Raw genomic sequence first — 25,835 nt, forward strand, 5'->3', positions numbered from 1 at the left:
ATGGTGTATGGCGAAAGCATGTTCTAGTAAATCTCCCGAAAGAAAGTCCATGAATGCGCCATATTATGCCAATACCAATCCTGAAAATCCTACCTCCCGTACAGCTACGGAGATTAGGAAGGCAGAATACCAGTTATGGGAAAGGCTTCATCCTGACCCGGACGATGATATCGAAACTATTAGCCAATCGCTGTCTGATTTAACCGGGGCGCGTCAGTCCCGCATTAGAAACATTATTTTCGCCTTCGAGCGGCTAAAGGAGCTGCCGAGGCTGCGCGCCCGGCAAGAACAGCATTTCCATTTAGATTTAGACCGACTCATTACGATTGACCAAACCCTAGCCAAACTCGGCGCCATTGATGCGGAGAAGAAATTCACTATCGATGACGCCCTGACCAACTACTTGACCCCAACCCGTCCCAATCAAAAGCTGCCCTCGCACCGCAATCTCCGCCGAAAGCTGCGCGAGCTCATTGTGCGCCTCGATCCCTCTATTGCCGCGCGGGATCCGCGCCGCAAGCAAGCCTATAGCGTTGAACCTACAGGCGGGGAGTGGGCTGCGGTTTGCCTGGACGTCGGGTTAGAAACCGCGGAGATAATCGACCGCAATATTCGGGATATCGCTACGGACAAGGACCTCACGATGGCTGAGGCCGCAGTGGAACTGCTGACTGGAAAAGCACAGGCTAAGGCCAAGGTCGTGTTGAATATGTATCGCTGCGACCTGCCGGATGCACCCGCGTTTGTACAGAACTTAGGCTGGGTATCCCCGGAGACCGCGGATGACCTACAGGCTCGGGCGACAGCGACAAGGGATATGGAGAAGGCCGGTCAGGCGGAGAGCCCTAACTATGTGACGCCGCCAGATATCCGGGCGTTTGTAGAGGGCTTGGATGGCACGTGCCGGTGGCCAGGCTGCACGCGGCTGGCGGTGGCTTCCCAGATGGACCATCGGCACGACTTTGCAGACGGCGGGCCGACCTCGGCAGCAAACCTCACCTGCTTATGCCAGCACCATCACAATATTAAGATCGATGGGAGGGCGTTTTATATCAAGGACCCGATAAGCGGGGACATCGTCTGGCTTTTTGATGACTCTACGTGGGTCTACGACTCCGCGAGCGGACCGCTGGCGCCGAAGAACCGCAGGTGGGCGCAGACGGTAGCGCAGGCCACGCAGAAGCGGCGGGAGAATGCGCACGCAGATGCGCAGCAACTAAAAGAAGAGCTCAGAGAGGAGTCCACGCATGAAAAAGGGGACAGCGATGACACTGTCCCCGGAGAGTAAATGGCTTCCTAGATGTACATCAGGATAAGGCAGATGATCCACAGGAGGTTGAAGACGCCGCCGAAAGCGGACAGGGACTTCTTGATGGAGCCCAGGTTGGCGGTATCGCCGGATTCTAGGGCTGCCTGCGCCGTGCGCTGCTTAGGGAGGATGAGGAAGAAGAGCAGGCACCACGCGATGATGGCCACGAGGATGGCGATGTGGAAATTGACCTGGCTCTTGAAGGTTTCGATATCAGACAGGAACACTGCAAGGCCAAGGACCGGCACGAGGGCGGAAATGTAGCCGTAAGTATTGGTGATGTTGTGCAAGTTGCGGGCGGCGCCGAGGGCCGTCTTATCGCCCTGCGCTGCGCCCTGCAGCTGGGTCTGGTAGATGGAGGTGGAAATGCACACGGGGCCGAGCAAAACGATGGCCGCTGCCACGTGCAGGAAGATGAACAAAGTAGTCATGGAGGATGCCCTTCAGTTAAGAAAAGTTGCCTTGTTCACCCTAATCAATTTAACTGCTAGAAATCGAACCGACATTGCCTTCTCATTGCACGGACATCCGCGCGGGGCAACGGTAACTCGTACTTGCGCGCGATTTTTGCGAGGCGCCGCGAGTAATCGCAGCGGTTGGCAGGCGGCAACCACTCGGAAGGGAGGGAATCGGACTTTTCTTGATTGAGCTTACGGCTGGTCGCCACTAAATTGAGGGGGTCGTTGGCAAAACGCCTCTTGGTGTCTTGGTCCCATTCTGCGGCACCCATGTCAAAGGCGGCAGAAAGAGGGAAGATGTGGTCGACCTCAATGGGAGAGGTGGCTGAAATCGTCTCGCCCGCGTAGGGGTCATAGATCGTGCCGGATTGCGGCCGGCAGTCAGCGAAGGCCTCGCTGGCCTGGTTCTCCATGATGGCCTCCCGCGTGGTGCAGGCGCCGTTGGGCTGCCAGCTGCCAAACTCGTCGCGGTCGTAGCCCCGCAATTCCGCGCGGGATGGCACGGTGGAGACATCAAAACGCGGAAAAGGCCACGCATACCATGCGATAACGAGAGCGGTTATGCATGATATCGCGGCCAGATAATAGGACTTCATGTCCTATTGGACTCCGCGAGATGCGGGAAGGTTCCTACTTGTTATCGGAAACCTTTTCTGCTGCTTCCTCGAAGTCCAGGGAGTCGTCCTTCTCAACGAGCTTGGCAAGCTTCTCGGCTTCCTCGAACTCGTCCAAGACCTCCTGGTCTGGCTGCTTGGTAGCCAAGGTGACCAGAACGGTGACGATGAGTGCGGAGAAGAAGCCCGGAACCATCTCGTAGAGGGAATCGCCGAGCGGGGACATGCCCCAACCGATGGCGACGACTGCACCGGTAACCATACCGGCGATTGCACCGGTTGCGTTGAGGCGCTTCCAGTACAGAGCCAGGATGACCAGCGGACCGAATGCGGAACCGAAACCAGCCCATGCGAAGCCGACCAGGCCAAGAATGGAGTCGGACGGGTTGATAGCCAGGAGTGCGGCGATAACCGCGATGGCCACAACGGCGGTACGGGACAGGTTAATCAGAACGCCCTCGGAAGGCTTGCGCTTTGCGATGATGAGGTAGAGGTCCTCAATCAGGGAAGAGGACACCACGAGCATCTGGGAGGACATGGTGGACATGATCGCTGCAAGAACTGCGGTCAAGACGAAACCTGCAGGCAATGGGTGCATCATGGCCTGAGCCATATCCAAGAAGATGGTCTCGAAGTTCTCTTGGTCAGTGATGGTCTCACCGAACTGGGTGAAGTACACGGTACCGGTAAGCGCAACGAAGATAGCGCCGATGACGGAAAGACCCATCCAGGTGATGCCGTAGAAACGGCCCTGCTTGGCGTCGGAAGGCTTACGCAGCGCCATGAAGCGCACGATGATGTGCGGCTGGCCAAAGTAGCCCAAGCCCCAAGCGGCGTTACCAACGATAACACCAGCGGAAACACCGGCGAAGAGAGAGAAGTAGTTATCGTTTGGCTCGAGTGCGCCGTCGGTAGCGTAGTTGTTCTCGGTAGCGAAGGAGAAAATCGCACCGGCATCGTCAAGAGCGAAAAGCGCCATGATTGGAACGATCAGCAGGGCGACGAACATCAGCATGCCCTGCATAGCATCGGTGTAGGACACAGCCAAGAAGCCACCGATGAAGGTGTAGAAAATGGTCACTGCGGCGATGACCAACATACCGGTGATGTAGTCGCCACCGAAGGTGGACTCGAAGTAACGACCACCGGAGACCATGCCGGAAGAGACGTAGAAGGTAAAGAAGAAGATAATGATAACTGCGGAGATAATACGCAGCATGCGCGACTTATCGCGCAGACGGTTCTCGAAGAAGGAGGGGACCGTAATGGAATCGCCCGCAACCTCCGAGTAAGCGCGCAGACGCGGCGCAATCCACTTCCAGTTTGCCCATGCACCGATAAGGAGGCCGATAGGCATCCACAGCTCGGAAAAACCGGAAAGGAAGAGCGCGCCAGGCAGGCCCATGAGTAGCCAGCCGGACATATCAGATGCGCCGGCGGAGAGAGCAGCTACGAATGGGTGCAGGCCACGGCCGCCCAAAACATAATCGTCGTATTCGTCGGTTTGTTTGTAGCTCCAGTAGCCAATGGCTGCCATTACGAGGAAGTACACAATCATCGCAATGACGTACCAAGTTGATTCTTGCACGTTTCACTCCTTGTAGTGATTTATCGGACATTCTTACGTTAACGGTGACTTAAGGTTCACCCAAGCTAAAATTCAGCTGTGGCATAGATCTCCGGTGATTTTTTTCACCGTCTAACTGCGTAAAGACGTGAATATAACGAGCTTGTAACAAAACTATACAGGGCTGCTATGCTGACCGTTATGGCTTCTTACCTTGTGCATGGCCTTTGGCTGCCGGTTTCGGGGCTTGGTCTATGGATTGAGCAGGTAGAAGGACACAAGATTGTTATGCCTTCGGCCGTGCCAGAAGGGACGTTTCCGCAGGCAATTGATGCCATCCTGGCTAAGAAATCCTTCCGGAACCGGGCGCGCGTATCACTACGGACTCCAAAGGGCAAAGACGTCTCGCTCATGGTGCCCATGGCCATGTTTGCCCCAGAAGAAGCAGTAGAAGCCCTAGCCCAGCTGGAATACCTAGACCATCATCCACCGGCATCGATTGCCCCGGATCTGCACTGGCTCATTCACGCATATAGTGGCCTGAGCAAGTTTGTCCGCGCGGGCAGGGTGACGTTCCGGCTGGCGTACCAGGCCAACGAGTGGTTTCCCATGTGGCAGCTTGCCTCGGGTTTGGGCGAGCGCGGTTGGCTCGCAGAGATGATGGCTGCGGCACCGGGGATTCTCCACATAAATAATAGAGCCCTTTCGGATGACCTAGCGGATGAACTGACGCATTGGATTGCCAACCGGGAATTGCAGCCGCTACTTAATGAACCACGGCCCATGCCTTGGCACGACTTCGCCCGCGCATTGCTGACGACGGCCCCCATCCGCCGCGGCCGCGCGCAACTGCTGCGTGGCCTCAATGAATGGAAAAATTCCATTTACCAGGTGGAACTCCAACTCGTCTACATCGTGGAGGAACCGGAAGAACAGGATCCAGAAGATGCAGCGTGGCCGATTCGGGTGCGCGTGCGCTCTGGAACGGATTCGCCGCGGCCGGTATCGGCGGAGGAGCTGGATAGGGCGAGCATCGAGAAGCTGCGCGAAAACCACCGCAAGGCCGTGCATGCGGCGCCGAGCCTGGGCCAGAGTACGCAAATGCCCCAGCCTGGCGACGGCGATTGGGATGTCTACCTGGACACGGAGCAGTTCACGCAGTTTATTGCACACGAGGTGCCCGAGCTGAAAAAGCGGGGCATTACCGTCATGCTGCCCAAATCGTGGGCGCAGATGGATACGAAGGCCAAGCTGGAAACCCGCGAGGCCAGGGATCCGGCAGAGGCCGCCACGAAGAAGCACATCGGCATGAATCAGCTGGTGGACTATAACTGGCGCATGTCCGTGGGCGATGTGGAGCTTACCGAAGCCGAGATGGACGAGCTGGTCAATTCCAAGTCCGGGCTCATTCAGCTGCGCGGCAAGTGGGTCATGGCCGATACCCAGGTCGTGTCCAAGGTTTCTTCTTATATGGAGGAGCTTGCGGATAAGTCCCGCGAGCGCGCCAAGAAGGAGCTCGAGCAGCTGGCTGCATCGGCGGAGATGGCCAAGAAACTAGGTGAGCCGGGCTGGCAGCAGCTCATGGCGGAGGTCGAGCGTCGCCGCGCGGAGTTCAATGAGAAGAGCGAGCACCAGGTAACGGTAGCGGAGCTGCGGGAACTGGCGCTCGAGTCGATGGCCCAAGAGCCGATCGAATTTACCGGCAGCACGTGGCATACCGCGTTGCTTGGCGGTATGGATACGGTCGCACCTAAGCGCGTGGACATTCCGGACACCGTCCACGCGGAGCTGCGCGAGTATCAGCGCACGGGCGTGGACTGGCTGTATTGGATGTCGCGCAATAATATTGGCGCCGTGCTTGCCGATGACATGGGGCTCGGCAAAACACTCCAACTACTGTCCCTTTTGGCGGTGGAGAAGGAGCGCGGTGAACAGACCGGGCCCACCTTGGTCGTTGCACCCACCTCCGTGGTGGGCAATTGGGCCCGCGAGGCCCGTCGCTTCGTGCCGGATTTTAAGGTCATGGTGCAACACGGCGCGGGGCGTCCGGGCGGGGAGAAGTTCCTCGAGGCCGCCGCGAAAGCAGATCTGGTCATTACGACGTACGGCACCGTGAGCCGGGATTTCAACCTCTTGGGCGAGGTGTCCTGGCAGCGTGTGGTCCTCGATGAAGCGCAGGCTATTAAGAACTCGGCCACGCGTTCCTCCAAGGCGGTGCGATCGCTGCCCTCTGAGCACCGCGTGGCGCTGACCGGTACTCCGGTGGAAAACCGGCTATCGGAGATGCGCTCCATCTTGGACTTTTGCAACCCAGGGATCCTGGGCACGGCGTCGTTCTTCCGCAATCACTTTGCCAAGGCCATCGAGCGCAATAACGATGAGGAGATGTCTGAGCGCCTGCGCGCGCTGACCGCACCTCTCATCCTGCGCCGCGTCAAGACCGATCCCAATATCATCGATGACCTGCCGGAAAAATCCGAGCAGATTTTTACCGTATCCATGACCACCGAGCAGGCGGCTTTGTATAAGGCACTGGTCAATGAGGTGAAGAAGAGCTTGGAGGATGCTACGGGCATCAGCAAGCGCGGCATCGTCTTGGCCTCTTTGACCCGCATTAAACAGATCTGCAATCACCCAGCGCACTACCTGGGGGATGATTCGCCGGTGGTTATCAAGGGCAAGCACCGCTCGGGCAAGGTGAAGGAGCTGATGCGGATTGTCGATGCCGCCACCGAATCCGGCGAACGCCTGCTGATCTTTACTCAGTACAAGGCCTTCGGTGATATCTTGCAACCCTACCTGAGCGGGCAACTGGGCCATGAGATTCCCTTCCTACACGGCGGGGTGACCAAGAATAAACGCGACCAGATGGTGGAGGATTTCCAGGCCGATGATGGCCCACAGGCGATGATCCTTTCGCTCAAAGCAGGCGGCACGGGCCTGAACCTAACCGCGGCATCGATCGTGGTGCACATGGACCGCTGGTGGAACCCCGCAGTGGAAAACCAGGCTACCGACCGTGCCTTCCGCATCGGTCAGCGCCGCAACGTGCAGGTGTATAAGATGATTACCGCTGGCACGTTGGAAGAATCCATTCAAGACATCTTGGATGGAAAGACGCAGCTGGCTGGTGCCGTCGTCGGCGAAGGCGAAGGTTGGCTCACGGAACTGGAGCCGGACCAGCTGGCAGAGCTCATGAGTTACCGGGGAAAGGAGTAAGCGGATGGCCGTCAAGGGTGATGACAATGTCATCTACGCAAACTTTGGTACCCGCAAGCGCGTGAGCACCCCGGATGAGGTCAACCATGTTGACCGCAGCGGGCGTCTGTTGTCCAAGACCGTTGCTCGGATTTCGTCCTTTACCAGCCATGACGCGGACCGGGGGCGGATTACCCGCGGTCGCCAGTACGCCGAAGGCGGTCACGTCGTGGGATTGGAGATCCGTAACGGTGCCATCCATGGGCGCGTGGCCGGTTCCCAGAACGAGCCGTTTTCCGTACTCATCCAGCTGCCGTACCGCGATAATGACGATATCGCGGCACTCGCCGGCCAATTCGCGCGCACGCCCAATTCCGTAGCGAATGCGCGCAAGGGCCTGCTGTCTGAGGACGCGCTGGATACCTTGTTCGCCAGCGACGCCGAAGATCTGCGTCTTTCCTGCACGTGTCCGGATTCTGCCTATACCTGCAAGCACATCGTGGCGGTGGGAGATAAGCTCGCCACCCGCGCAGATGCGGATCCCGCCGTGATTTTCAATATGCGCGGGCTGGACTTTGCGCGCTTGGAAAAGGCCGTCATGGAGCAATCGCAGCAGGTCTCTCGCGAAAGCTTTGGGGCCAGCGATTTATCCGCGGAAGAAAAGAACGACGTGTTCTGGAATGGCCGCGAGATGCCCAAGCTGCCGCACCCCAAGGTGGCCCCAGCATTGGAAGATTCCGATCCAGACCTTTTGCGCAAGGCCCTCCGAGCCGTATCGCATACCAATATTGATCTCTTGCGCGCCGTGTCCGATATTGAAGACCTCTACTACCACTTAACGCACTGATTATGACTGCAACGACCTTTATCCACACGTCCGACTTTCAGCTGGGAATGACCCGCTGGTTCTTAAAGGGGGAGGCGCAAGGTCGTTTTAACGATGACCGCGAGTCCGCCATCATGCACCTAGGCCAGCTGGCGGAGGAGGTTGGCGCGCAGTTCATCGTGGTGGCGGGCGATGTATTTGAACACAATGCGCTTTCCCGGGAAATCTTGGCGCGCGCCACCGAAATGTTTAAACGCTTGCCCGTGCCGGTGTATGTGCTGCCGGGAAACCACGATCCGCTGGTCGCGGACTCGGTATTTTATCGCACTAGCGCGGATAACGTGCACGTCATCGCGGATTCAGAGCCCATCGCGGTGGGCAAGGGCGTGGAATTGGTGGGGGCGCCGTACCTGTCCAAGCGCGCCAACCACGATTTGGTGCGCCAGTCCTTGGAGCCGCTCGAACCCACGGAAGGAATCCGGATTGCCGTGGGCCATGGCCAGGTGGATTCGCGTACTAGCGGGGGAGATGCCGATACCATCGACTTGGAATTCGTAGAGCAGTGCCTCGAGCGCGGGGTGATCGATTATTTGGCGCTGGGCGATACCCACTCGACGGCCAGCCTGGGAAAGACCGGCCGCGTCTGGTTCTCCGGCAGCCCGGAGACCACGGACTTTAAGGAATGTTCCACCGGTGGCGGCGAGGCCGATTCCGGGAATGCGCTGGTGGTAAGGATTGAGGGGGAGGATATAGACATCGACAAGCGCAGCATCGGGCGCTGGACGTTTGAAGCCCTCGATGCCTCCGTCAATTTCACCGAGGACGTCGAGCGCTTCCTGCGCAGCCTGGAGGAGTACCCGGATAAAGTGCGCACCGCGATTAAATATAGTCTGCAGGGGACCCTTGGCATGGCGGCGCACGCCCGGCTGCAGCGCGGGCTGGATGAGTTGGAGGCGGTCTTTGCCTCGCTGCGCCCGCGCGAGCGGACCATGGATCTGTTCTTGGAACCGAGCGAAGACGAACTAGCCAACCTGGACATTTCCGGCTATGCCGCCGACGCCCTGCAAGAGCTGCTGGAAAACCGTGAGGATCCGGTGGCCCGCGACGCCGCCAACCTGCTATTTCGCCTGGAGGGATAAACCACATGCGCATCCACAGCTTAGAGATTAAAAACGTCCGCGGCATCGAGCACCTGGTTTTAGATGACCTTCCAGAAACCGGGGTGGTGGTCATCCACGGCGAGAACGAGGCCGGTAAATCCACCATCGTGGAGGCCCTCGATGTGGTACTGACGGAAAAGCACACGGCGCGCCCCAGCGGCATCCGGGACCTGCAGCCGGTGGGCAAGGACGTCTCGCCGGAGGTCATCGCGGATATTTCGGTAGGGCAGTACCGATTTCGCATTGCCAAGCGCTGGTTGCAGAAGAAGTACTGCGAGCTGGCCATATCGTCCCCGCGCCACGCGCAGTATACCGGCCGCCAAGCCGATGATGAGCTGGAACGGATCTTAAGCGAGAACATGGATCGCCAGCTTCTCGATGTCCTCTTTATGCGCCAGGATGACTCCAATGACGCCATCTCTGCGGTGGGCATCCCGTCGCTGACGCAGGCCCTCGAGCAGGAGTCCGGCCTGGCAGAGGACGAGGTATCCGGCGATGATTCCCAGCTTTTGGGCAAGGTAGATAAGGAATACAAGCGCTACTACACCGAAAAGACGGGCAAGGCAGCCGGCGAGTATAAAAAGGCCCAGGAGACTGTGGAGCGTGCCGAGCAGGAGTTGGAGGAAGCTTCCGCTGCGGTGCGCGGGCTCGATTCCGTGGTGGAGCGCTACGAGCACCTGGAACGCCAGCAAGAAGAAGCCGAAGCGCAGCTACCCGCGGCTCGCCAGGACCTCGCCGAGAAACAAGCCGCCGCGGACGAAGCCGTGCAGGCCCAGCACCAGGTGGATGCGCACAAGGCCGAGCTCACCCGCGCCAAGGAGGATTTCCAACGCGCTAAGGACGCGCAATCTAAGCGCCGGGAATTGGCCGAGGCACTCGACACCTCAGGCACCGCAAAGTCGAGCGCTGCGGATAAGCTTGCGACCGCCCGCGAGAAGGCCGCGGAGGAAAACGAGAAGAAAGAGGCGGTGGAAAAGAAGCTGGCCACCGCCAAAGAGGACTACGCCACCGCGCGCACAACGCTCAAGCTGGCGCGGGCTTATCAGGACAAGGAGACCTTCCAGCGCCTGGATAAGCGCCTGCTCAAGGTGGAGGAACTGGCACGTGGTGTGGAGAAGGCCCAAGCGGAAATCGCCCAGCGCGGGCGCGAGATGACCGCCGCGGATGTCGAGGAACTCCGCAAGGCTGACGCCGATCTGTCGCTAGCCAAGCGCCTGCATGATGCCACCGCCGCTAAGGTGGAATTTTCCGGTCCGGAGGGCGCGGAGATTGGAGTTGATGGGAATCGGGTGGACATCGGCAAGCAGCCCGCAATTGAGCTTGTCGATGGCCGCGAAATCACCATCGGCGATATCACCGCCCGCTTTGTGGCTGGCGCGTACTCTTCCGATAAGACCCAGCGCGAGGTGGATCAGACGGAGGCGCGCCTGCAGGAGCTTTTCGATGCCACCGGCGTGGCATCCATCGCCGCCGCAGAGAACCTGCACAAGGTGCACGGCGAGCAGAATGCCGCCTTGGATGTGGCAACGCGCAAGCTCGAGGGCGAGTTGGGGCCGGATGATTTAGGTGAATTGCGCGCCCAACACGCGGCGCTCAAGGAGAAGGTTGCCGGGCTCGATGATGCCCCAGCCAAGGATTTATCCGCTGCGGAGGAGGCGGAGGAAGAGGCGCGCGAGCTTGTCGATGCCCTCGACCGCGAGCTTATTCCCTTCCGCGATAGCCGCATCGCCCACGACGTGGTGCGCCTGGAAGCCGAGCTCGAGGCCGCCACCGAGAAGGCGGAGCGCGCCGAGCGCGAGCTGGCCGAAGCGCGGGAGAAAACCTCCGATGCCGGGTTGGAAGAAGAAGCGGAGCGGCTGGGTGCGCTGGTAGCCAGGTTGCAGGAACAGCTTTCTGAGATGGAGGCCGTGGACCTGGCCACCGCTCAGAGCTTGGTGGAGGGCGCGCAATCGCACCTGGAGTACCTGCAGAACCAGGTGCAAGATACCAAGGTGGAGCTGGGCAAGTTGTCGAGCGAAATTAATTATCACTCCGGCGCGGCAGAGCGCGAGCAGCAGGCACAAGCGGAAGCGGAGATGGCTCAGGCGGTGCTAGAAAGCGTGGAAAAGCGCGCGCTGGCGGCGCGCTACCTGCGAGAGCTGCTACTCAAACACCGCGATGCCGCGCGCCAGCGCTATGCCGAGCCCTTCGTGGCGGCACTCGCCCAGCTGGCCCGCACCATCTACGGCGGGGACATCAGCTTTGAACTGGCAGATGACCTTTCCGTCACTGCGCGCACCCGCGATAATGAAACGGTGGCCATGACCAGCCTGTCCGGCGGCGCGCGCGAGCAGCTGGCCATCCTTACCCGCTTTGCCATAGCGCGCTTGGTGGCAGGGGAGGAATCCGTGCCGGTCATCGTCGATGACGCGCTGGGCTCCACCGACGCCCACCGCCTGCAACTGATGTCCACCCTGTTCTCACAGGTAGGCCGCGACAACCAAGTTTTGGTCTTTACCTGCATGCCGCAGCGCTATTCGCGGGTGCCTGGGCGTAGCGAGCGCGACATCGCCATGCTGAAGGGGGTAATCTAGTCTTTATGTCTGAACAAACCCGCTGGTTAAACGATGATGAACAGGAGCTATGGCGCCTATTATTGGCTGCGACCCGCAAGATAGATAGGGGCATGGACGAGACCCTTAAGGCGGGCGGGGAGATCTCCGTGTCCGAATTCGCAGTCTTGGTATCCCTTTCGGAAGCCCCAGATCAGCACCTGCGACTGCGCGATCTGTGCACGGAACTGGCTTGGGATCGCTCGCGCGCCTCCCACCAGGTCATCCGCATGGAAAAGCGTGGGCTCTTGGTCAAAGAAAAGACCACTGATGATGGCCGCGGGGTCAACGTGCACATCACGGAGGCTGGGCTCCACCACCTCGAGCGCGCGGCCCCCGAGCACGTGGAATCCGTCCGCCGCTTGGTATTCGACCACCTCCATGAGGATGACGTCCCCGCGCTCAAGCGCTTTTTCCATGGGGTATTGCAGGTCAATAATATCCCCGGCTATTCGGGATTTGTCCCGGATTCTTTATTAAATGGAGGAAAATAATACCGCCATGATGGGACAAGAACTTTTCGAGCACCCTAAAAAGCAGCATAAAACGTATGGCTTGACGGCCTTGGGTGAGCTGGGCCAGCGCATTGGTGATCCAGAGGCTTTTGCTGAGGACCGTGTCGATGCCGATCAGGTTGCCGCGATGGAGGAAGCCCTGGAAACCTATCCCGATTCTGCGGTGACCTTTGATGAGGATGCCGATGCCTGGATCGTGGGCGCGGAAGAGGATATCGAGAAAATGTTCGCGGACCGCGAGGCATTCCTTGAGGCTTTATTAAATGACGAAGATCCAGGGATCTAATGCCACCGCGGAGACCATAAACTGTTAAGATACTTTTAGTTAATCTTCGGTGAAGCGAGAGGTTTTATCATTATGAACGAGCGCGAGGCTCAAGAACAACGCGAGGCGGCGGCCCGCCAGCAATCTGAGGGCTGGGTTTCCGTTTTTGTCCAGTGGATTCCTTGCATGCTGCTGGCCCTAGTGCTGCTCGGTGCCATGTTCTTTGGCATGTACTACATCGAGCACGGCACGTTGGATATCACCCAGCCGATCACCAACGAATTCATCGTTGAGTAATTCTGCGCAGTAGAAAAATCCGGCCTCCCTAGGAAAGCGGGAGGCCGGATTTATTTTTATTTCTTGAGCACCTGGCGCCAGGTCATCTTCTTGCCATTATTCAAGATGGCGCGGCGGTAGATGTGCGCGACAACGATGAGGATCAGCGCGGTGACTACTGCGAGGACCGCGTAGCTGCCTGCCAAGCCCAGCCAGCTCATATTTCCGCTAGCAACTTGGAGGGGAGCAACCAACATGGAGACCGGCGGCACCCAGCCCATGACCTGCATCCAGGTGGCATCCAAGTTCGTCCAGCCAAACATGGTGATATACATGGTGGCAAAGACGAGGAGCAGGATGGGCATCTGCGTCGATTGCAGATCCTCGGTGCGCTGCACCATGGAGCCAGCTGCGGCATAGAGGCTGCCGAAGAACAAGAGGCCGAGGATTTCCCCGACGAGCAGGGCAGCGATGAGGCCATAATCGAGTTGGATTTCGCTCGCTGCGCCAGTAAATGCCAGGGAGGCCACGCCGCCGGCCAGGATGAGGAAGGTGCCGAGCAGCCCGATGATGGTATTGCCAATGACCTTGCCGGCCAGGAAATCCACCGGGCGCACCGTGGAAAGGATGATTTCGACCACGCGCGAAGACTTCTCTTCTGTAACGCGCCCACCGATGAGCCCTGCGAAGGTCATGATGGAAAAGACCACCACCATTGAGGCGATAAGGACGATGGCAACATGCCCCATCGCTTCTTCGGAGGTCTCATCGGCCTCCAGATCAACCGCGGTCACTTCGGCTGATGGGGTGGCGGCGGCAAGCTCTTGGGGATCAATATTCAGCGTATTCAAGGCTTCTGCCTGTGCCTGCGCCGCAACCACTTGATCGACCGTAGAGGAGATCGTGGCGGAGACGGTGCCATTGGCCAAAAGCTCCCACCCCTCGTCGTCGGTGGGCACGAGCGCGGCGTCGACGTCGCCGTCATCGATAAGCTGCACCGCGCTATCCCGGTCATCTGTGGCCTGCGTCTCCAGTCCGGAATCAGCGAATGCGTCTGCCTCCATGCCCACCACGGCGACGGAATCTGGTTCATCGTCACCACCGGAGAGCAAGTCAATGATAATGGGGGTGGCGATGGCACCAATGATAAGCAGCAGCATCATGATGACAACGGATTTGGTCTTAAGGGCAACCGCCATTTCGCGCTTGGCGACGGTCCCTATGGTCTTCATTGCCGAATACTGCATGGGCTAGGCCTCCTCGGTGGTGGTGCTGGTGACGACGTCTTGGAAAAGCTCGGTAAGGTCGGGGACCTTGAGGCCGAAGGAGTGGACAGGGCCAGCGGCCATGGCAGCGCGCAAGATGGCTTGGTCATCGGTGCCGTCATCGGCTTCGAGCACCACGCCCTGGTCAGTTTCCTCCACGAGGTGGGTGCCCTCCGGGTACCAACCGCGAGCAGGGGTTTCCACCGCATAGCGCGAGGCGCCTTGGGTGCGCAGCTCATCTACCGTGCCTTCTGCCACCATGCGGCCTTGCGTGACGATGCCCACGTGATCGCACAGGCGCTGCACCAAGTCCAGTTGGTGGGAGGAAAAGATGACCGGCACACCGCGGGCGGCGCGCTCGCGCAGCATGTCAGACATGACATTGACCGCAACGGGGTCCAAGCCGGAAAAGGGCTCATCCAGAATCAACATATCGGGGTCATGGATGAGGGAGGCGGCTAGCTGCACTCGCTGCTGGTTGCCCAAGGACAAGTCATCGAGCTTGTCGTCCTGGCGCTCTCCCAGCCCTAGCTGTTCCAGCAGCTCCGAGCCGGATTTCTGGGCGGCCTGCTTGTTCATGCCGTGCAGGGTGCCCAGGAACGTCAGCTGGCTAAGCAGCGGTTCCTTGCCGTAGAGCCCGCGCTCTTCTGGCATATAGCCAATGCGGCGGCGGTTATCGTCATTAATGGGGGAGCCATCGAAATAAACTTCGCCGGAGTCTTTCGCGAGCACGCCCAGCGCGATGCGCATGGTGGTGGACTTGCCCGCACCATTGGAACCGACGAAGCCGAAGATCTCGCCCTCCTGCACGCTAAAGGTCATATCCCGCAGCGCGCGGACGCTGCCGAAAGATTTATTGAGATGGTCGATTTCTAAGGTGGGCAAGGGATATCCTCCATGGCGCGCCTATACTGCATAACTTTCGTGGTTCTAGATACCTTAGTATTTCATAAACCTAACAGTTTGGCTATGGAATCCATTGAAAGTCAGGTTGCATGGGTCAAGCCCCCACCGAGTAGGTAGGAATAGAAAGTGCTCTCCACGTGCTGTAGCGTTTAAAACAAGCAGGAAGGAGGTGCACAATGAAGCAATACACTGCTCATCAAATCGCAGAATGGCTCGTAGCTTGGGCTGAAGAAACCGAAGAAGCCGAGCTCACACCGCTGAAAATTCAAAAGCTTCTTTACTACGCAAAGGGCCTTTACATGCGAGCCTCCGGAGGGGTGCCGCTCTTCAATGAACGGATGGAAGCATGGGCCCACGGACCTGTCGTTGTAGACATCTACCGCGAACTTAAAAAGTACGGTAAGAGCCCGATCGACCCCGATACTTTTATTTCTGATGACTTCAATTGGGATGATTATCGGCCTGTAGAAGATACCCTGATTGACGTATGGAATAAGTATGGCCCCTATTCAGCGTGGGCTTTACGTAATAAAAGAGAGTGTCTAATGGTTTGTGTGTGGGAACCTAACCCGCATAAGGAGATGGACCAGAATGACTACTATGGCGAGACGAGATCCGGCTGATAAGGCCAAGATTGATGCGATTGAAAAGAAGCTGCTTGCTAACCCTGAAATCGCGAAACTGATTGATGACCTAGGCACGTCTACCACGGATGCCAATGACCTAGTTCGGGGCATGTTACAAGCCTCAATTACCCGGGGTTTGAATGCTGAAATGGATGCCCACCTAGGCTATGAGCCCGGCGATAGAGCAGCTAAAGCTACTGCTGGAACGGATAATCACCGCAACGGCACCTACCCGAAAACCGTGGATTCTAACTACGGGCCAGTAAACATTGATGTTCCACGAGACCGGGCCGGGACGTTTATCCCAACCATGGCCCCTCAAAGGCTCTAGGCGGCTGACAGATGTTGACGATATGATTGTCAGCTTATATGCCGGTGGGATGACCATTCGGGATATCCAGCACCATATGGCAACTGCGATGCGGGTTGATATCTCCCATGAGACGATTTCTGCAGTAACTGATGCCGTCCTCGATGAGGTCATGGTGTGGCAAAACCGCCAGCTAGAAGAATTCTACCCAGTCATTTTCCTGGATGCGTTGCGCATTAAAGTCCGCGACGGCGGCCGGGTAGTTAACAAGTCTGCGTACATGGCAATCGGTGTAGACCTCGACGGTATTAAGCACATCCTGGGATTGTGGATTGCCAAAGAAGAAGGTGCTTCCTTTTGGGCGCAGGTGTGCTCTAACCTGGCCAATCGTGGAGTCAAAGACGTCTTTATTGTCTGCTGTGACGGGCTGAAAGGCCTACCAGAGGCAGTGGAGGCTACCTGGCCGAACTCTATGGTACAAACCTGCATCGTGCACCTGATTCGTGCCGCGAATCGGTGGGTGGCCTATGGGGATCGCCGGGGCGTATCAGCCGCGTTGAAGAAGGTTTATACGGCTACTGATGAATCCACGGCAGAAGCAGCGTTGAAGGAATTTTCCGATTCTGAACTGGGTGTGAAGTATCCTCAGTCGGTCAAGGTCTGGCAGGATGCATGGGATAGATTCGTGCCATTTTTGCAGTTCCCGCCAGCAGCAAGGAAGGTCATCTATACGACGAATTCCATTGAGTCGTTTAACAACCAGCTGCGTAAAGCTACTCGCAACAGGGTGCAGTTCACTAACGATGAATCCGCGCTCAAGACGCTGTGGTTGATGATCTGCAACATTGAAGACAAACGAGCCGCCAAGAGAGCGAAACAAGGCAAAAGAGTCTCCGCAACAGCCGGCAGACTCATGGAAGGAGCCCGAGTTTCCGGCTGGAAACAAGCCATCAACCAAATGGCCGTGGCCTTTCCCGACCGCTTCGACAAATACCTATAAACCTAGCCCCACACACAAACAACTTGACACGCTCTAATAAAACCCACACGGAGTCACCTTGGAAGAAAAACTTCGTTGAAGAAAAACGGGGGCTTGAGATTTCTGATGCCGACCTCAAAGAATACTTCAACTAGGTATGGCAAAGAAGAGTAAGAGACGTGGCACGCGCCCGGTTTCGAAGAATTACAGTGGTGCAGATACAGGCGTCTTGAGCGCAATACGAGCGGCATCAAACGAATACCCGCTCCTGTCCACTAGGTTTCTGCAGAGCGGATGGGGATTCGGGCAAATGACCGATAGGATGCGCCGCGAGTTCCTCGACAAATGGCACAAACGCTCACTAATTTCTTGGAGAGATCTCGTTAATCACCACAGGCACGGGCTCGGCTCGGAATTTATCCCAAAAAACGAAATCAAAGCTCAAATCCCTAGGCAGTTCCAAGAGCTAACCAAATTCCGCGTGTTCCGGCACCAAGAGAACCTTCCATTCGTTGGCTGGAAAGACGGTGGAATTTTCTACGTTCTATGGATAGAGACTAAATATGGGGATCTTTACTCACATTAAAGCGGAGCCCGCGACTTTGACCTTCGGGCTCGACCGGTAGACGAAGTTTTTGCGTAAAAGCAAAGAAGTATTCCGCGAGATCCTTGGCGCGATAAGCTCTAGCGAGCTAGGCGGCGACGTCTGCCACGCCTTGGCCCTAGTCCGGCTTATTTCTTCCATACTTTCTTGTAAGTGGCACAGCCAAGTGTAGCCACCGCCACGCCGGTGAGGATGGTGCTGGAGATAGCGAACCCGTTGATGAAGCTGATAATTAGAGACATGGCCAGTAGGGCCAGGGCGATGAGATAGAGAGTTCGGGAGGTCATGGTTTTATCCTTTCGTTTAGAATTGGAGGGGTAGCCCGGCGGTTCAGGATGGTTTGGGCTTCCTGAACCCTCGGTGGCTACTCAATCCGAAAACTGGGCGCATAGTGAACCCCCTCGCTTGCAAAAGCGAGGGGGTTAAAAATTTTGTGTCCCCGACAGGGATCGAACCTGCGACCTTCGGTACCGGAAACCGATGCTCTAATCCGCTGAGCTACGGAGACATCGCTGGGAAAATTCCCAACGATGTGATTCTAGCGCATCGCCCGCCCGGGAACTAAATCAGGCCCGGTGCGTCGGCGGTGATTACCTCACCGGTGCGCAGATAGTGCACGCCAATCTCATCGACAGCCTTATTACCCAGCGCAAAGTGCCCGTGGCCGGGGCCGTGGACGGTGACGACGCGCGATTGCATGGGCTGAGAGAGCGCAGTGTGGTACTGGTACGGGGTCTGCGGATCGCCCGTGCCTTGGAGTTGCAGGGGCTTGGTGGCAAGGTGCGAGCCATCGAGTGGTGCCCCGCCGGTAACGGGTTCGCGGCCGCCGCAGCCGGCGCCAGATCCATACATGGAATTAACCAGGGAGAAAATATCGCCGGTGACAAAGTTGGACCACAGGTAGGTGGGGAAGAGCCACGGGTTACCGGCGACGGTGTTCTCGTTGCAGACGATGAGATTCTGCATATTCATCATCTGGATAACTTGCTGTTGCACCGCGCGGGCAAGCTCCGGATCGTCGACGACATTGAATGGCTTACTGCCGTTTAAGTGCTTGGCAAAGTCATCCCAGTGCGCAGGCATGGGAACGACCTCGCGGGTCTTGCCCAAAGTCACCGATGCTCGCTGGTCTGCCTGTGGGTTAAGTGCCTTGTCGGCGAGGAATTCTGCCTGCACGCGCAGCTCACCCGTGGCGGTCATGATATCCGCGCCCGGTTGGCCGGCGAACTCGAGCCCTGGGGGAAGGTCACCGATTTTCACGTCCGGTGGCAAGACCGTGGGGCGGGCGCCGGCTTCCATGGCGACTTTCTGCGACCACTTTTCATAGACCTGGAGCGGAGTAGTGCCCAAGTGGTAGGTGGCGTCATTATCCGCAATGAACTGGAAAAGATCGTGCAGCGCATTTTCATACCCTTGTTGCTGCGAGGTGAAGATGCCGTTCCATGCCAGTTGCGGGCTCATGCCGGAATCGAGCAGCACCTTGCCCGTGTGCTGCGGATACTTGGTGGCGTAGGCGGAACCAAGATAGGTGCCGTAGGAAATGCCGGCGATATCGATGACGTCCTCTCCCAGCGCTTGGCGCACCATCTCCCAGTCTTGGGCGGTATTGGCGGTGGTCAAAGAGTTGGTATAGCCAGGGGTGTTCTGCTCACAGGCATCTCGGGTGGCTTTGCCAATCTGTGTGGTGGCCTCGATGGGATTGAAATTCGGGGTGGCAGCGCAGTCCACCGGGGTGGAACCGGGCAGCCCGCGCGGCTGGACGCCAATCAGATCCCATTCGTTGCGAATTTCTTCGGGCCATTCGACGGCATCGTTGCTGGCCCAAGAATAGGCGTCACCGCCTGGGCCGCCTGGGTTGGTAAAGAGCGCGCCGCGGCGCGCGTCTGGTTGTGTCGCAGGTACGCGAACAAAACCAACGCTAATGGTGCCGGCCTCAGGGTTATCGTAAAAGGTAGGTACCTCTATCCGGCCGCACTCGGCGCCATCCAGGTTGACCTGTGCGGGGCAATCCTCCCAGGTGATTTCTGGATCCGCCGCGGCGGCGGTGGGGGCTGCTACTCCCAGTGCGAGGACGCTAGCGCACACTACGGTAGAAATTTTTCGAGAAAAAGAAAGCATAAGCTAAAGCTCCGACTCCTATAACGTTTGTCAGAGTTAGCTTATGCTTCTTTCAGGTTCGTGGCAGGAATTTCCACGTGGCGGGTGCCCTAACTCGGCACCCCAGCCTCGCTACTTCACAATAATCACGATGAGATCGCGCGGGCCGTGCACGCCCTCGACACGCGAGAGCTCGATATCGGAGGTCGCAGAAGGGCCAGAAATCCACGTGGCGGGCTTGTCTGGGTTCATCCGGGAGATGACCTCGGGGATGCCGTAGACAACCTCGTCGCGGCGGACGATGCAGATGTGACGGTCCGGTACCAGCGTCAGCGCCCGGCGGCCGCAGCGGGAATCGGACTGCAGCACGATGGTGCCGGTCTGTGCGGAGGACACGAGGGATTCGGTGACAACGGCATCGGCATCGTCAAGCTCGCGCGGATCCGCGTCCTCGTCGTCCGGGCGGGCCGAAAGGCCATCAAAAAGATCGGCATTCATGCCCGGGGCGTAGCGGATGTCCTTACAGTTGCGATCGTTGACGATGGTATCCAGCGTCTTTTTGAGATCGCTTTCCTCCGTGACGTGGACTTCCGCCTTGTAATCCTCGAGGCGATCGACCAGCATCTCGCGCAGCTCATCATCGTTCAGTGTGCCTTCGCGCTGGTAATCGCGCGGCACATCGACGTGATCTGGGAGCCCGGCCTGCTTCTGCGCCGAACGAATGCGGTTTAAGATGTCTTGCTTCGCGCTCACTTGGAGCCCTCCTTACGGGCATTAGATAGCAGCTCTTTGCCTTCTTCGGAGTCGAACCACTGACGGAAGGATTTCTTCGGTGGAATCGCGGTATCGCGGCCATCGGACCAACCGGACATGAACAGCGGCAGCGACTCGATGGTGCCGTTGAATCCGCCCATCACGCGGCCAAGCGCCACGAGGTGGGTGACCTTATCCCACATCTTCGGGTTGTCCCAGAGCAGCTGCACCGTCTTGAAAAGCTTCGGCTCGATCGGGGAGGCAGCGTGGGTGACCTTCTGATGGCGGTTTTCCAAGATGACATCGGAAAGCGGAATTTTCACCGGGCACACATCGTCGCAGCGCCCGCACAGTGAGCAGGCATACGGCAGGCTAGCCGATGGATCGTTGTGGTCCTTCATGCCAGTTAGCTGCGGGGTCAGCGAGATACCGATGGGGCCCGGGTACACGGAACCGTAGGCGTGTCCGCCGGCGCGCTCATAGACCGGGCAGACATTGAGGCAGGCCGAGCAACGGATGCACTTCAGTGCCTGGTGCCCAACGGGCGAAGACAGCGCTGCGGTGCGTCCGTTATCCAGCAAGACGATGTGGAAGTTCTGCGGGCCATCGCCCTCTGTCACACCGGACCACATGGAGGTATACGGGTTCATGCGCTCCGCGGTGGAGGAACGAGGCAGCAGCTGCAGGAAGACTTCCAGGTCCTGGAAGGTAGGCACGAGCTTTTCGATGCCCATGACGGTAATCAGCGTTTCCGGCAACGTCACGCACATGCGGCCATTGCCCTCAGATTCCACTACGTTAACCGTGCCGGTTTCTGCCACACCGAAGTTGGCGCCGGAAATGGCGACCTTGGCCTTCATGAACTGCTGGCGCAGGAACTGGCGGGATGCCTCGGCCAACTCGGCGGGCTCAGCCTTCAGCGAGTCATCGGTATTGGGCATCTTATCGACGAAGATATCGCGAATTTCCGCGCGGTTGCGGTGAATTGCGGGCACCAGAATGTGCGATGGCATATCGTCACCAAGCTGGACGATGAGCTCTGCCAAGTCGGTTTCCTGGGTGTGGATTCCGGCCTCTTCGAGGTGCTCATTCAAGCCGATTTCCTGGGTAGCCATGGACTTAACCTTGACCACGTCGGTTTCACCCGTTTCGCGGATGAGACCTTCAATGATCTCGTTGGCTTCTTTGGCATCGCGGGCCCAGTGGACGATGCCGCCGCGGTCAGATACTGCCTTTTCAAATTGTTCGAGCAATTCCGGCATGCGGGCGGTGACGTCCTCTTTGAGGGCAGAACCAGCGTTGCGGAGCAGCTCCCAGTCATCCACTTCCTGCACGGTGTTAGCGCGCTTTTGGCGGATGGTGGTGGTCGCGTGCTGCAGGTTGTGACGCTGGGTAGCGTTATTCAGCCCGACGTGCGCGAGCGGGACGAAGGCCTTGCTGCCGCGCAGGTTGCCGTAGCCTTCAGGGGCGCGTGGTGGGGTGGTGTCGAGGAAAGAGGCCATTAGAGCATCGTCTCCTTGGAGTATGCGGCGGAGTCTGGCTGCCACGGGTGTTCCTTGGTGGAAGCCAAAATCTCAGCCATGTGTAGGGCGCGAATGCCGGAGCGCTGGCGGTGAAGCGCGCCGCCGATATTCATCAGGCACGACGAGTCACCAGCGGTAACGTACTCGGCTTTGGTGTCCTTAATGTGGCGGGTTTTATCGGAGACCATTGCCTGGGACACCTCCGCATTCTTCAGGGCGAACGTGCCGCCGAAGCCGCAGCACTCTTCGCTATTGGCTAGCGGTGCCAAGTCGATGCCCTCGACTTCTTGCAAAAGCTTGTAGGGGCGGTCTTCCAACTTGAGGAAGCGTAGGCCGTGGCAGGCAGAGTGGTAGGTCACCCGGTGTGGGAAGAAAGCGCCGACATTGGTCACGCCTTCAATATCGACCAAAAATTCCGTGAGATCGTAGGTCTTCTGTGCGGTCTTTTGCGCGCCATCGACATCGGCGGAAGTGCCGAAGCGGTCCGCGATGTTTTCGTGACGGTCGCGGACTGCTGCCACGCAGGAACCGGAGGCGGCAACGACGTAGTCAATGGAAGGATCTGCGAAGGCATCCGCATAAGAACGGATCATCCCCAGCGTTTCCTTCTGGTAGCCGGTGTTGATGTGCATCTGGCCGCAGCAGGTTTGCTCTTCCGGAAGGACAACTTCGTGACCTAACCGGGAGAGTACCAATGCCGTCGCCTTTTGGACGTCCGGGAAAAGGGTGTCACCAATGCAAGTAGAAAAAAGCGCAATGCGCATACGGTGCTCCTTATTAGTTTTAAGTCATGGAGGTGTAACTAACCCTACACATTCATCACGTGAAATGTAGTGTGAATCACGTTCTACCAGCATATATTTTGTAATATATATCGCAATATAGGTTTGCCTAAGAGGTCTATTAAATGGCCAATTTCCGCCCACAGAATTGTTAGCCAGTGCTTCTTTTCGCACGTGTCGGGGCAGTGAACTAGACTCTTGCCACATGACTCCAGCTGATTTGGCCACCTTAGTTAAAGAATCCGCCACCGAGGTCATGGCAGAACATGACCTAGACGCGTCCGTATTGCCGGAATCTGTCACGGTAGAGCGCCCCCGCAACCCAGAACACGGTGACTATGCCACCAACCTTGCACTGCAGGTGGCCAAGAAGGCCGGCGCGAATCCGCGCGAATTTGGTGGCTGGTTAGCACAAAAGTTGGCCCAGCACGATGCTATTGCGGAGGCCGATATTGCCGGTCCAGGATTTATTAATATCCGCTTAGCCGCCGCTGCCCAAGGCGAGATTGTTGCCCAGATTCTGCAGGCAGGAGCGGACTACGGATCCAATGATTCCTTTGCGGGCAAGAAAATTAACCTGGAATTCGTATCTGCCAATCCCACCGGCCCGATTCATTTGGGCGGTACGCGCTGGGCCGCCGTCGGCGATTCGCTGGGCAGGGTACTGACGGCTTCTGGTGCGGAGGTCACCCGCGAGTATTACTTCAATGATCACGGCGGCCAGATCGATCGCTTCTCGCGCTCCCTTGTTGCCGCAGCTAAAGGCGAGCCCACGCCGGAGGATGGCTACGGCGGAGATTATATTCGCGATATCGCAAACGCGGTTGTGGAAAAGAATCCAAGCGCGCTCGAGGGCGATGCTGCGCAGGTACAAGAGGCCTTCCGCGCCGATGGTGTGGAGATGATGTTTGCCCAGATTAAGCAGTCCCTGCATGAATTCGGCGTGGATTTTGATGTCTACTTCCACGAAAATTCGCTTTTTGAATCTGGGGCAGTAGACAAGGCGCTTGAGACCCTGAAGTCTGAAGGCCACCTCTATGAGGCGGACAATGCGTGGTGGCTCAAGTCCACCGATTATGGCGATTCTAAGGATCGCGTCGTGGTGAAATCGGACGGTAATGCTGCCTATATCGCCGGCGATATCGCCTACGTGGCCGATAAATTCGACCGCGGTCACGATCTCAATATCTACATGCTGGGCGCTGACCACCACGGTTATGTCCCGCGCCTGAAGGCTGCGGCAGCCGCCTTGGGCTATGACGCCGATGGCGTCGAAGTGCTCATTGGCCAGATGGTCAACCTGCTGCGCGATGGCAAGCCGGTGCGCATGTCCAAGCGCGCGGGCACCGTGATCACCATCGAGGATTTGGTTGCCGCCATCGGTGTCGATGCATCGCGGTATTCGCTGGTGCGCTCGTCCGTGGATCAGTCCATCGATATCGACCTGGGCCTGTGGGAGTCGCAGTCCTCGGATAATCCGGTCTACTACGTGCAATACGGGCACGCCCGGTTGTGCTCGATTGGGCGCAAGGCTGCGGAGTTGGGGGTTAGCTCCGAGGGCGCAGACCTGTCGCTGCTGGAGCATGAGCGCGAGGGCGACCTTATCCGCACTTTGGGTGAGTTCCCTGCCGTAGTGGCAGATGCCGCGGAACTGCGCGAGCCGCACCGCGTGGCGCGCTATGTCGAAGAGTTGGCTGGCGTATTCCACCGTTTCTATGACACCTGTCAGGTTTTGCCCAAGGCAGGGGAGGAACAGCAGCCCATTCACAGCGCACGCCTCGCATTGGCGGAAGCATCCCGCGTCGTCCTGTCCAATGCCTTGACTATGGTTGGCGTGAGCGCACCGGAGAAGATGTAAATGGCTGATTTCAATGAGCTTCCCGCCCACGTGTGGCCGCGGAATGCGAGCCGCCAGGAAGACGGCGTAGTTACCGTAGCGGAAGTGCCCTTGCCGGATTTGGCAGAGGAATTCCAGACCCCGCTCTACGTCTTTGATGAGGACGACTTCCGCTCGCGCTGCCAGGACATGGCGCGTGCCTTCGGTGGGCCTGATCACGTGCACTATGCCTCCAAGGCGTTTATTTCCAAAAAGGTAGTGCAGTGGGTCAACAAAGAGGGCCTGTGTCTCGATGCCGCCGCGCTCAATGAGTTAAAGATTGCGCTCGCCGCAGAGTTCCCAGCCGTGCGCATTACGGCGCACGGCAATAACAAAGATGAGGAATACCTGCGCCTGTGCGTGGATGCGGGCGTGGGCCACGTGGTCATCGATAATGAGCAGGAGCTCGAAGAGCTCAATCGCATCGCCGGCGAGTCAGGCGTGGTGCAGCCGGTAATGATTCGCGTAAAGCCGGGTGTGGACGCGCATACCCACGAATTTATCGCTACCTCGCACGAGGACCAGAAATTCGGTATTTCCCTGGCCACGGGCGCGGCCTTCGCCGCTGCGAAGCGTTGCCTTGAGGTGAACAACCTCCACCTTAGCGGCTTGCACTGCCATGTAGGCTCCCAGGTTTTCAATGCCGAGGGCTTCAAACTCGCCGCCGAGCGAGTGCTGGAGCTCTACCGTCAAATCCACACTGAGCTGGGCGTTGACCTAGCCGAGCTGGACTTGGGTGGCGGCTTTGGTATTCCGTATATGCCTTATGAGGAAGCCCTGAATATTGACCGCGTGGCCCAGGACATGCTGCGGGCCGTGGACCAGACTGCGGAAGAACTCGACATTAAGGCGCCGTTCCTCCTCGTGGAGCCAGGGCGCTCCTTGGTGGCGGGTTCTGCCGTGACCGTCTACCGCGTGGGTACGGTCAAGGACGTGGAAACCGGCAAGGCCGATTTGCCGGTGCGCCGGTACATCTCCATCGATGGGGGAATGTCCGATAATATCCGCCCCGCGCTCTATGGTTCGGAATACGATGTGCGCCTGGTGAACCGTTTTAGCGATGGCGAGATGGTGCCCTCGCGCATCGTGGGCTTCCACTGCGAATCCGGCGATATTTTGCTGGAGGAAGGCGAATTGCCCAATGATATCCAGCCGGGAGACTTGCTCGCCTTCGCGGCCACCGGCGGGTATCAGTACATGATGTCGTCGCGGTACAACGGCGCGGTGCGCCCAGCCGTGGTTGCAACGCGTGTGGGAAATACCAAACCCATGTTGCGGCGCGAAACCATCGAGGACCTCTTGTCCTTGGAAGTAGATTAAGCCAGTACTACCCCC

21 protein-coding genes, 1 tRNA gene and 1 pseudogene are annotated in these 25,835 nt (G+C 58.1%); 12 read left to right on the forward strand and 11 right to left on the reverse strand.

Features of this window, described 5'->3' with window-relative positions; genetic code table 11:
- Positions 1-49: 49 nt before the first annotated feature.
- Positions 50-1,288 (forward strand): HNH endonuclease signature motif containing protein, encoded by a 1,239-nt coding sequence (locus tag ABRP84_RS02670; RefSeq protein ID WP_349852620.1) that lies wholly within the window; start codon positions 50-52, stop codon positions 1,286-1,288.
- Between the two features lie 8 nt (positions 1,289-1,296).
- On the opposite strand, the gene ABRP84_RS02675 is transcribed toward ABRP84_RS02670, so the two are convergent.
- Genes ABRP84_RS02675 through putP form a run of 3 tightly spaced genes read right to left on the reverse strand, consistent with a single transcriptional unit; the run spans position 1,297 to position 3,969 of the window.
- Positions 1,297-1,740, reverse strand: coding sequence for a hypothetical protein (locus tag ABRP84_RS02675; RefSeq protein ID WP_005280147.1), 444 nt, complete (start codon positions 1,738-1,740; stop codon positions 1,297-1,299).
- 56 nt (positions 1,741-1,796) lie between these two features.
- Entirely contained in the window at positions 1,797-2,363 is a 567-nt protein-coding gene (locus tag ABRP84_RS02680) for an HNH endonuclease family protein (RefSeq protein ID WP_502879772.1), read from the reverse strand.
- Between the two features lie 34 nt (positions 2,364-2,397).
- Complete coding sequence (putP, locus tag ABRP84_RS02685; RefSeq protein ID WP_302521934.1) at positions 2,398-3,969, reverse strand: sodium/proline symporter PutP; 1,572 nt, start codon at positions 3,967-3,969, stop codon at positions 2,398-2,400.
- 180 nt (positions 3,970-4,149) lie between these two features.
- Here putP and ABRP84_RS02690 point away from each other — a divergent pair, with 180 nt between their 5' ends.
- From ABRP84_RS02690 to ABRP84_RS02720, 7 genes are all read left to right on the forward strand, one after another.
- Entirely contained in the window at positions 4,150-7,167 is a 3,018-nt protein-coding gene (locus ABRP84_RS02690) for a DEAD/DEAH box helicase (protein WP_502879773.1), read from the forward strand.
- Between the two features lie 4 nt (positions 7,168-7,171).
- Complete coding sequence (locus tag ABRP84_RS02695; RefSeq protein ID WP_349852623.1) at positions 7,172-7,993, forward strand: SWIM zinc finger family protein; 822 nt, start codon at positions 7,172-7,174, stop codon at positions 7,991-7,993.
- A gap of 2 nt (positions 7,994-7,995) precedes the next feature.
- On the forward strand, positions 7,996-9,111 hold the full coding sequence (locus ABRP84_RS02700; protein WP_349852624.1) for a metallophosphoesterase family protein: 1,116 nt from the start codon (positions 7,996-7,998) through the stop codon (positions 9,109-9,111).
- Positions 9,112-9,116: 5 nt separating this feature from the next.
- Positions 9,117-11,705, forward strand: coding sequence for an AAA family ATPase (locus ABRP84_RS02705; protein WP_349852625.1), 2,589 nt, complete (start codon positions 9,117-9,119; stop codon positions 11,703-11,705).
- 5 nt (positions 11,706-11,710) lie between these two features.
- Positions 11,711-12,217 carry a MarR family winged helix-turn-helix transcriptional regulator gene (locus ABRP84_RS02710; RefSeq protein WP_349852626.1) on the forward strand — a complete coding sequence of 169 codons (507 nt, stop codon included), beginning with the start codon at positions 11,711-11,713 and terminating at the stop codon, positions 12,215-12,217.
- Positions 12,204-12,524, forward strand: coding sequence for a molecular chaperone GrpE (locus ABRP84_RS02715; RefSeq protein ID WP_349852627.1), 321 nt, complete (start codon positions 12,204-12,206; stop codon positions 12,522-12,524). Before ABRP84_RS02710 ends, ABRP84_RS02715 begins: the two co-directional genes overlap by 14 nt.
- A gap of 72 nt (positions 12,525-12,596) precedes the next feature.
- A complete protein-coding gene (locus tag ABRP84_RS02720; RefSeq protein ID WP_023026320.1) occupies positions 12,597-12,800 on the forward strand; it encodes a hypothetical protein in 204 nt (67 codons plus the stop codon).
- A 56-nt stretch (positions 12,801-12,856) separates the two neighbouring features.
- Here the strand turns inward: ABRP84_RS02720 and ABRP84_RS02725 are convergent, their stop codons facing one another.
- Positions 12,857-14,026: an ABC transporter permease gene (locus ABRP84_RS02725; RefSeq protein ID WP_349852628.1), complete on the reverse strand. Its 1,170-nt coding sequence runs from the start codon at positions 14,024-14,026 to the stop codon at positions 12,857-12,859.
- A gap of 3 nt (positions 14,027-14,029) precedes the next feature.
- Positions 14,030-14,929, reverse strand: coding sequence for an ABC transporter ATP-binding protein (locus tag ABRP84_RS02730; protein ID WP_005282349.1), 900 nt, complete (start codon positions 14,927-14,929; stop codon positions 14,030-14,032).
- A 197-nt stretch (positions 14,930-15,126) separates the two neighbouring features.
- Here ABRP84_RS02730 and ABRP84_RS02735 point away from each other — a divergent pair, with 197 nt between their 5' ends.
- Positions 15,127-15,573: a Panacea domain-containing protein gene (locus ABRP84_RS02735; RefSeq protein ID WP_349852629.1), complete on the forward strand. Its 447-nt coding sequence runs from the start codon at positions 15,127-15,129 to the stop codon at positions 15,571-15,573.
- Positions 15,551-16,886, forward strand: a pseudogene (locus tag ABRP84_RS02740) (IS256 family transposase). The gene ABRP84_RS02735 and the pseudogene ABRP84_RS02740 overlap by 23 nt, the downstream one beginning before the upstream one ends.
- Before the next feature lie 711 nt (positions 16,887-17,597).
- Here the strand turns inward: ABRP84_RS02740 and ABRP84_RS02745 are convergent.
- From ABRP84_RS02745 to ABRP84_RS02770, 6 genes are all read right to left on the reverse strand, one after another.
- Positions 17,598-17,756, reverse strand: coding sequence for a hypothetical protein (locus ABRP84_RS02745; protein WP_023026324.1), 159 nt, complete (start codon positions 17,754-17,756; stop codon positions 17,598-17,600).
- A gap of 147 nt (positions 17,757-17,903) precedes the next feature.
- Positions 17,904-17,977, reverse strand: a tRNA-Arg gene (locus ABRP84_RS02750).
- A gap of 53 nt (positions 17,978-18,030) precedes the next feature.
- Positions 18,031-19,587 (reverse strand): alpha/beta fold hydrolase, encoded by a 1,557-nt coding sequence (locus ABRP84_RS02755; RefSeq protein WP_349852630.1) that lies wholly within the window; start codon positions 19,585-19,587, stop codon positions 18,031-18,033.
- 111 nt (positions 19,588-19,698) lie between these two features.
- Positions 19,699-20,319 carry a LutC/YkgG family protein gene (locus ABRP84_RS02760; RefSeq protein WP_349852631.1) on the reverse strand — a complete coding sequence of 207 codons (621 nt, stop codon included), beginning with the start codon at positions 20,317-20,319 and terminating at the stop codon, positions 19,699-19,701.
- Entirely contained in the window at positions 20,316-21,821 is a 1,506-nt protein-coding gene (locus ABRP84_RS02765) for a lactate utilization protein B (RefSeq protein WP_349852632.1), read from the reverse strand. Before ABRP84_RS02765 ends, ABRP84_RS02760 begins: the two co-directional genes overlap by 4 nt.
- The gene (locus ABRP84_RS02770) at positions 21,821-22,606 is read right to left on the reverse strand and encodes a (Fe-S)-binding protein (protein WP_349852633.1); all 786 of its coding nucleotides are present in this window, start codon (positions 22,604-22,606) and stop codon (positions 21,821-21,823) included. Before ABRP84_RS02770 ends, ABRP84_RS02765 begins: the two co-directional genes overlap by 1 nt.
- Positions 22,607-22,829: 223 nt before the next feature.
- On the opposite strand from ABRP84_RS02770, the gene argS reads away from it, so the two are divergent.
- Positions 22,830-24,482, forward strand: a complete 1,653-nt coding sequence (gene argS, locus ABRP84_RS02775; protein WP_349852634.1) for an arginine--tRNA ligase — start codon at positions 22,830-22,832, stop codon at positions 24,480-24,482.
- A complete protein-coding gene (gene lysA / locus ABRP84_RS02780) occupies positions 24,483-25,820 on the forward strand; it encodes a diaminopimelate decarboxylase (protein WP_349852635.1) in 1,338 nt (445 codons plus the stop codon).
- Positions 25,821-25,835 lie beyond the last annotated feature (15 nt).

The sequence above is a fragment of the Corynebacterium sp. KPL2861 genome (assembly GCF_040225475.1).
Lineage (GTDB): Bacteria > Actinomycetota > Actinomycetes > Mycobacteriales > Mycobacteriaceae > Corynebacterium.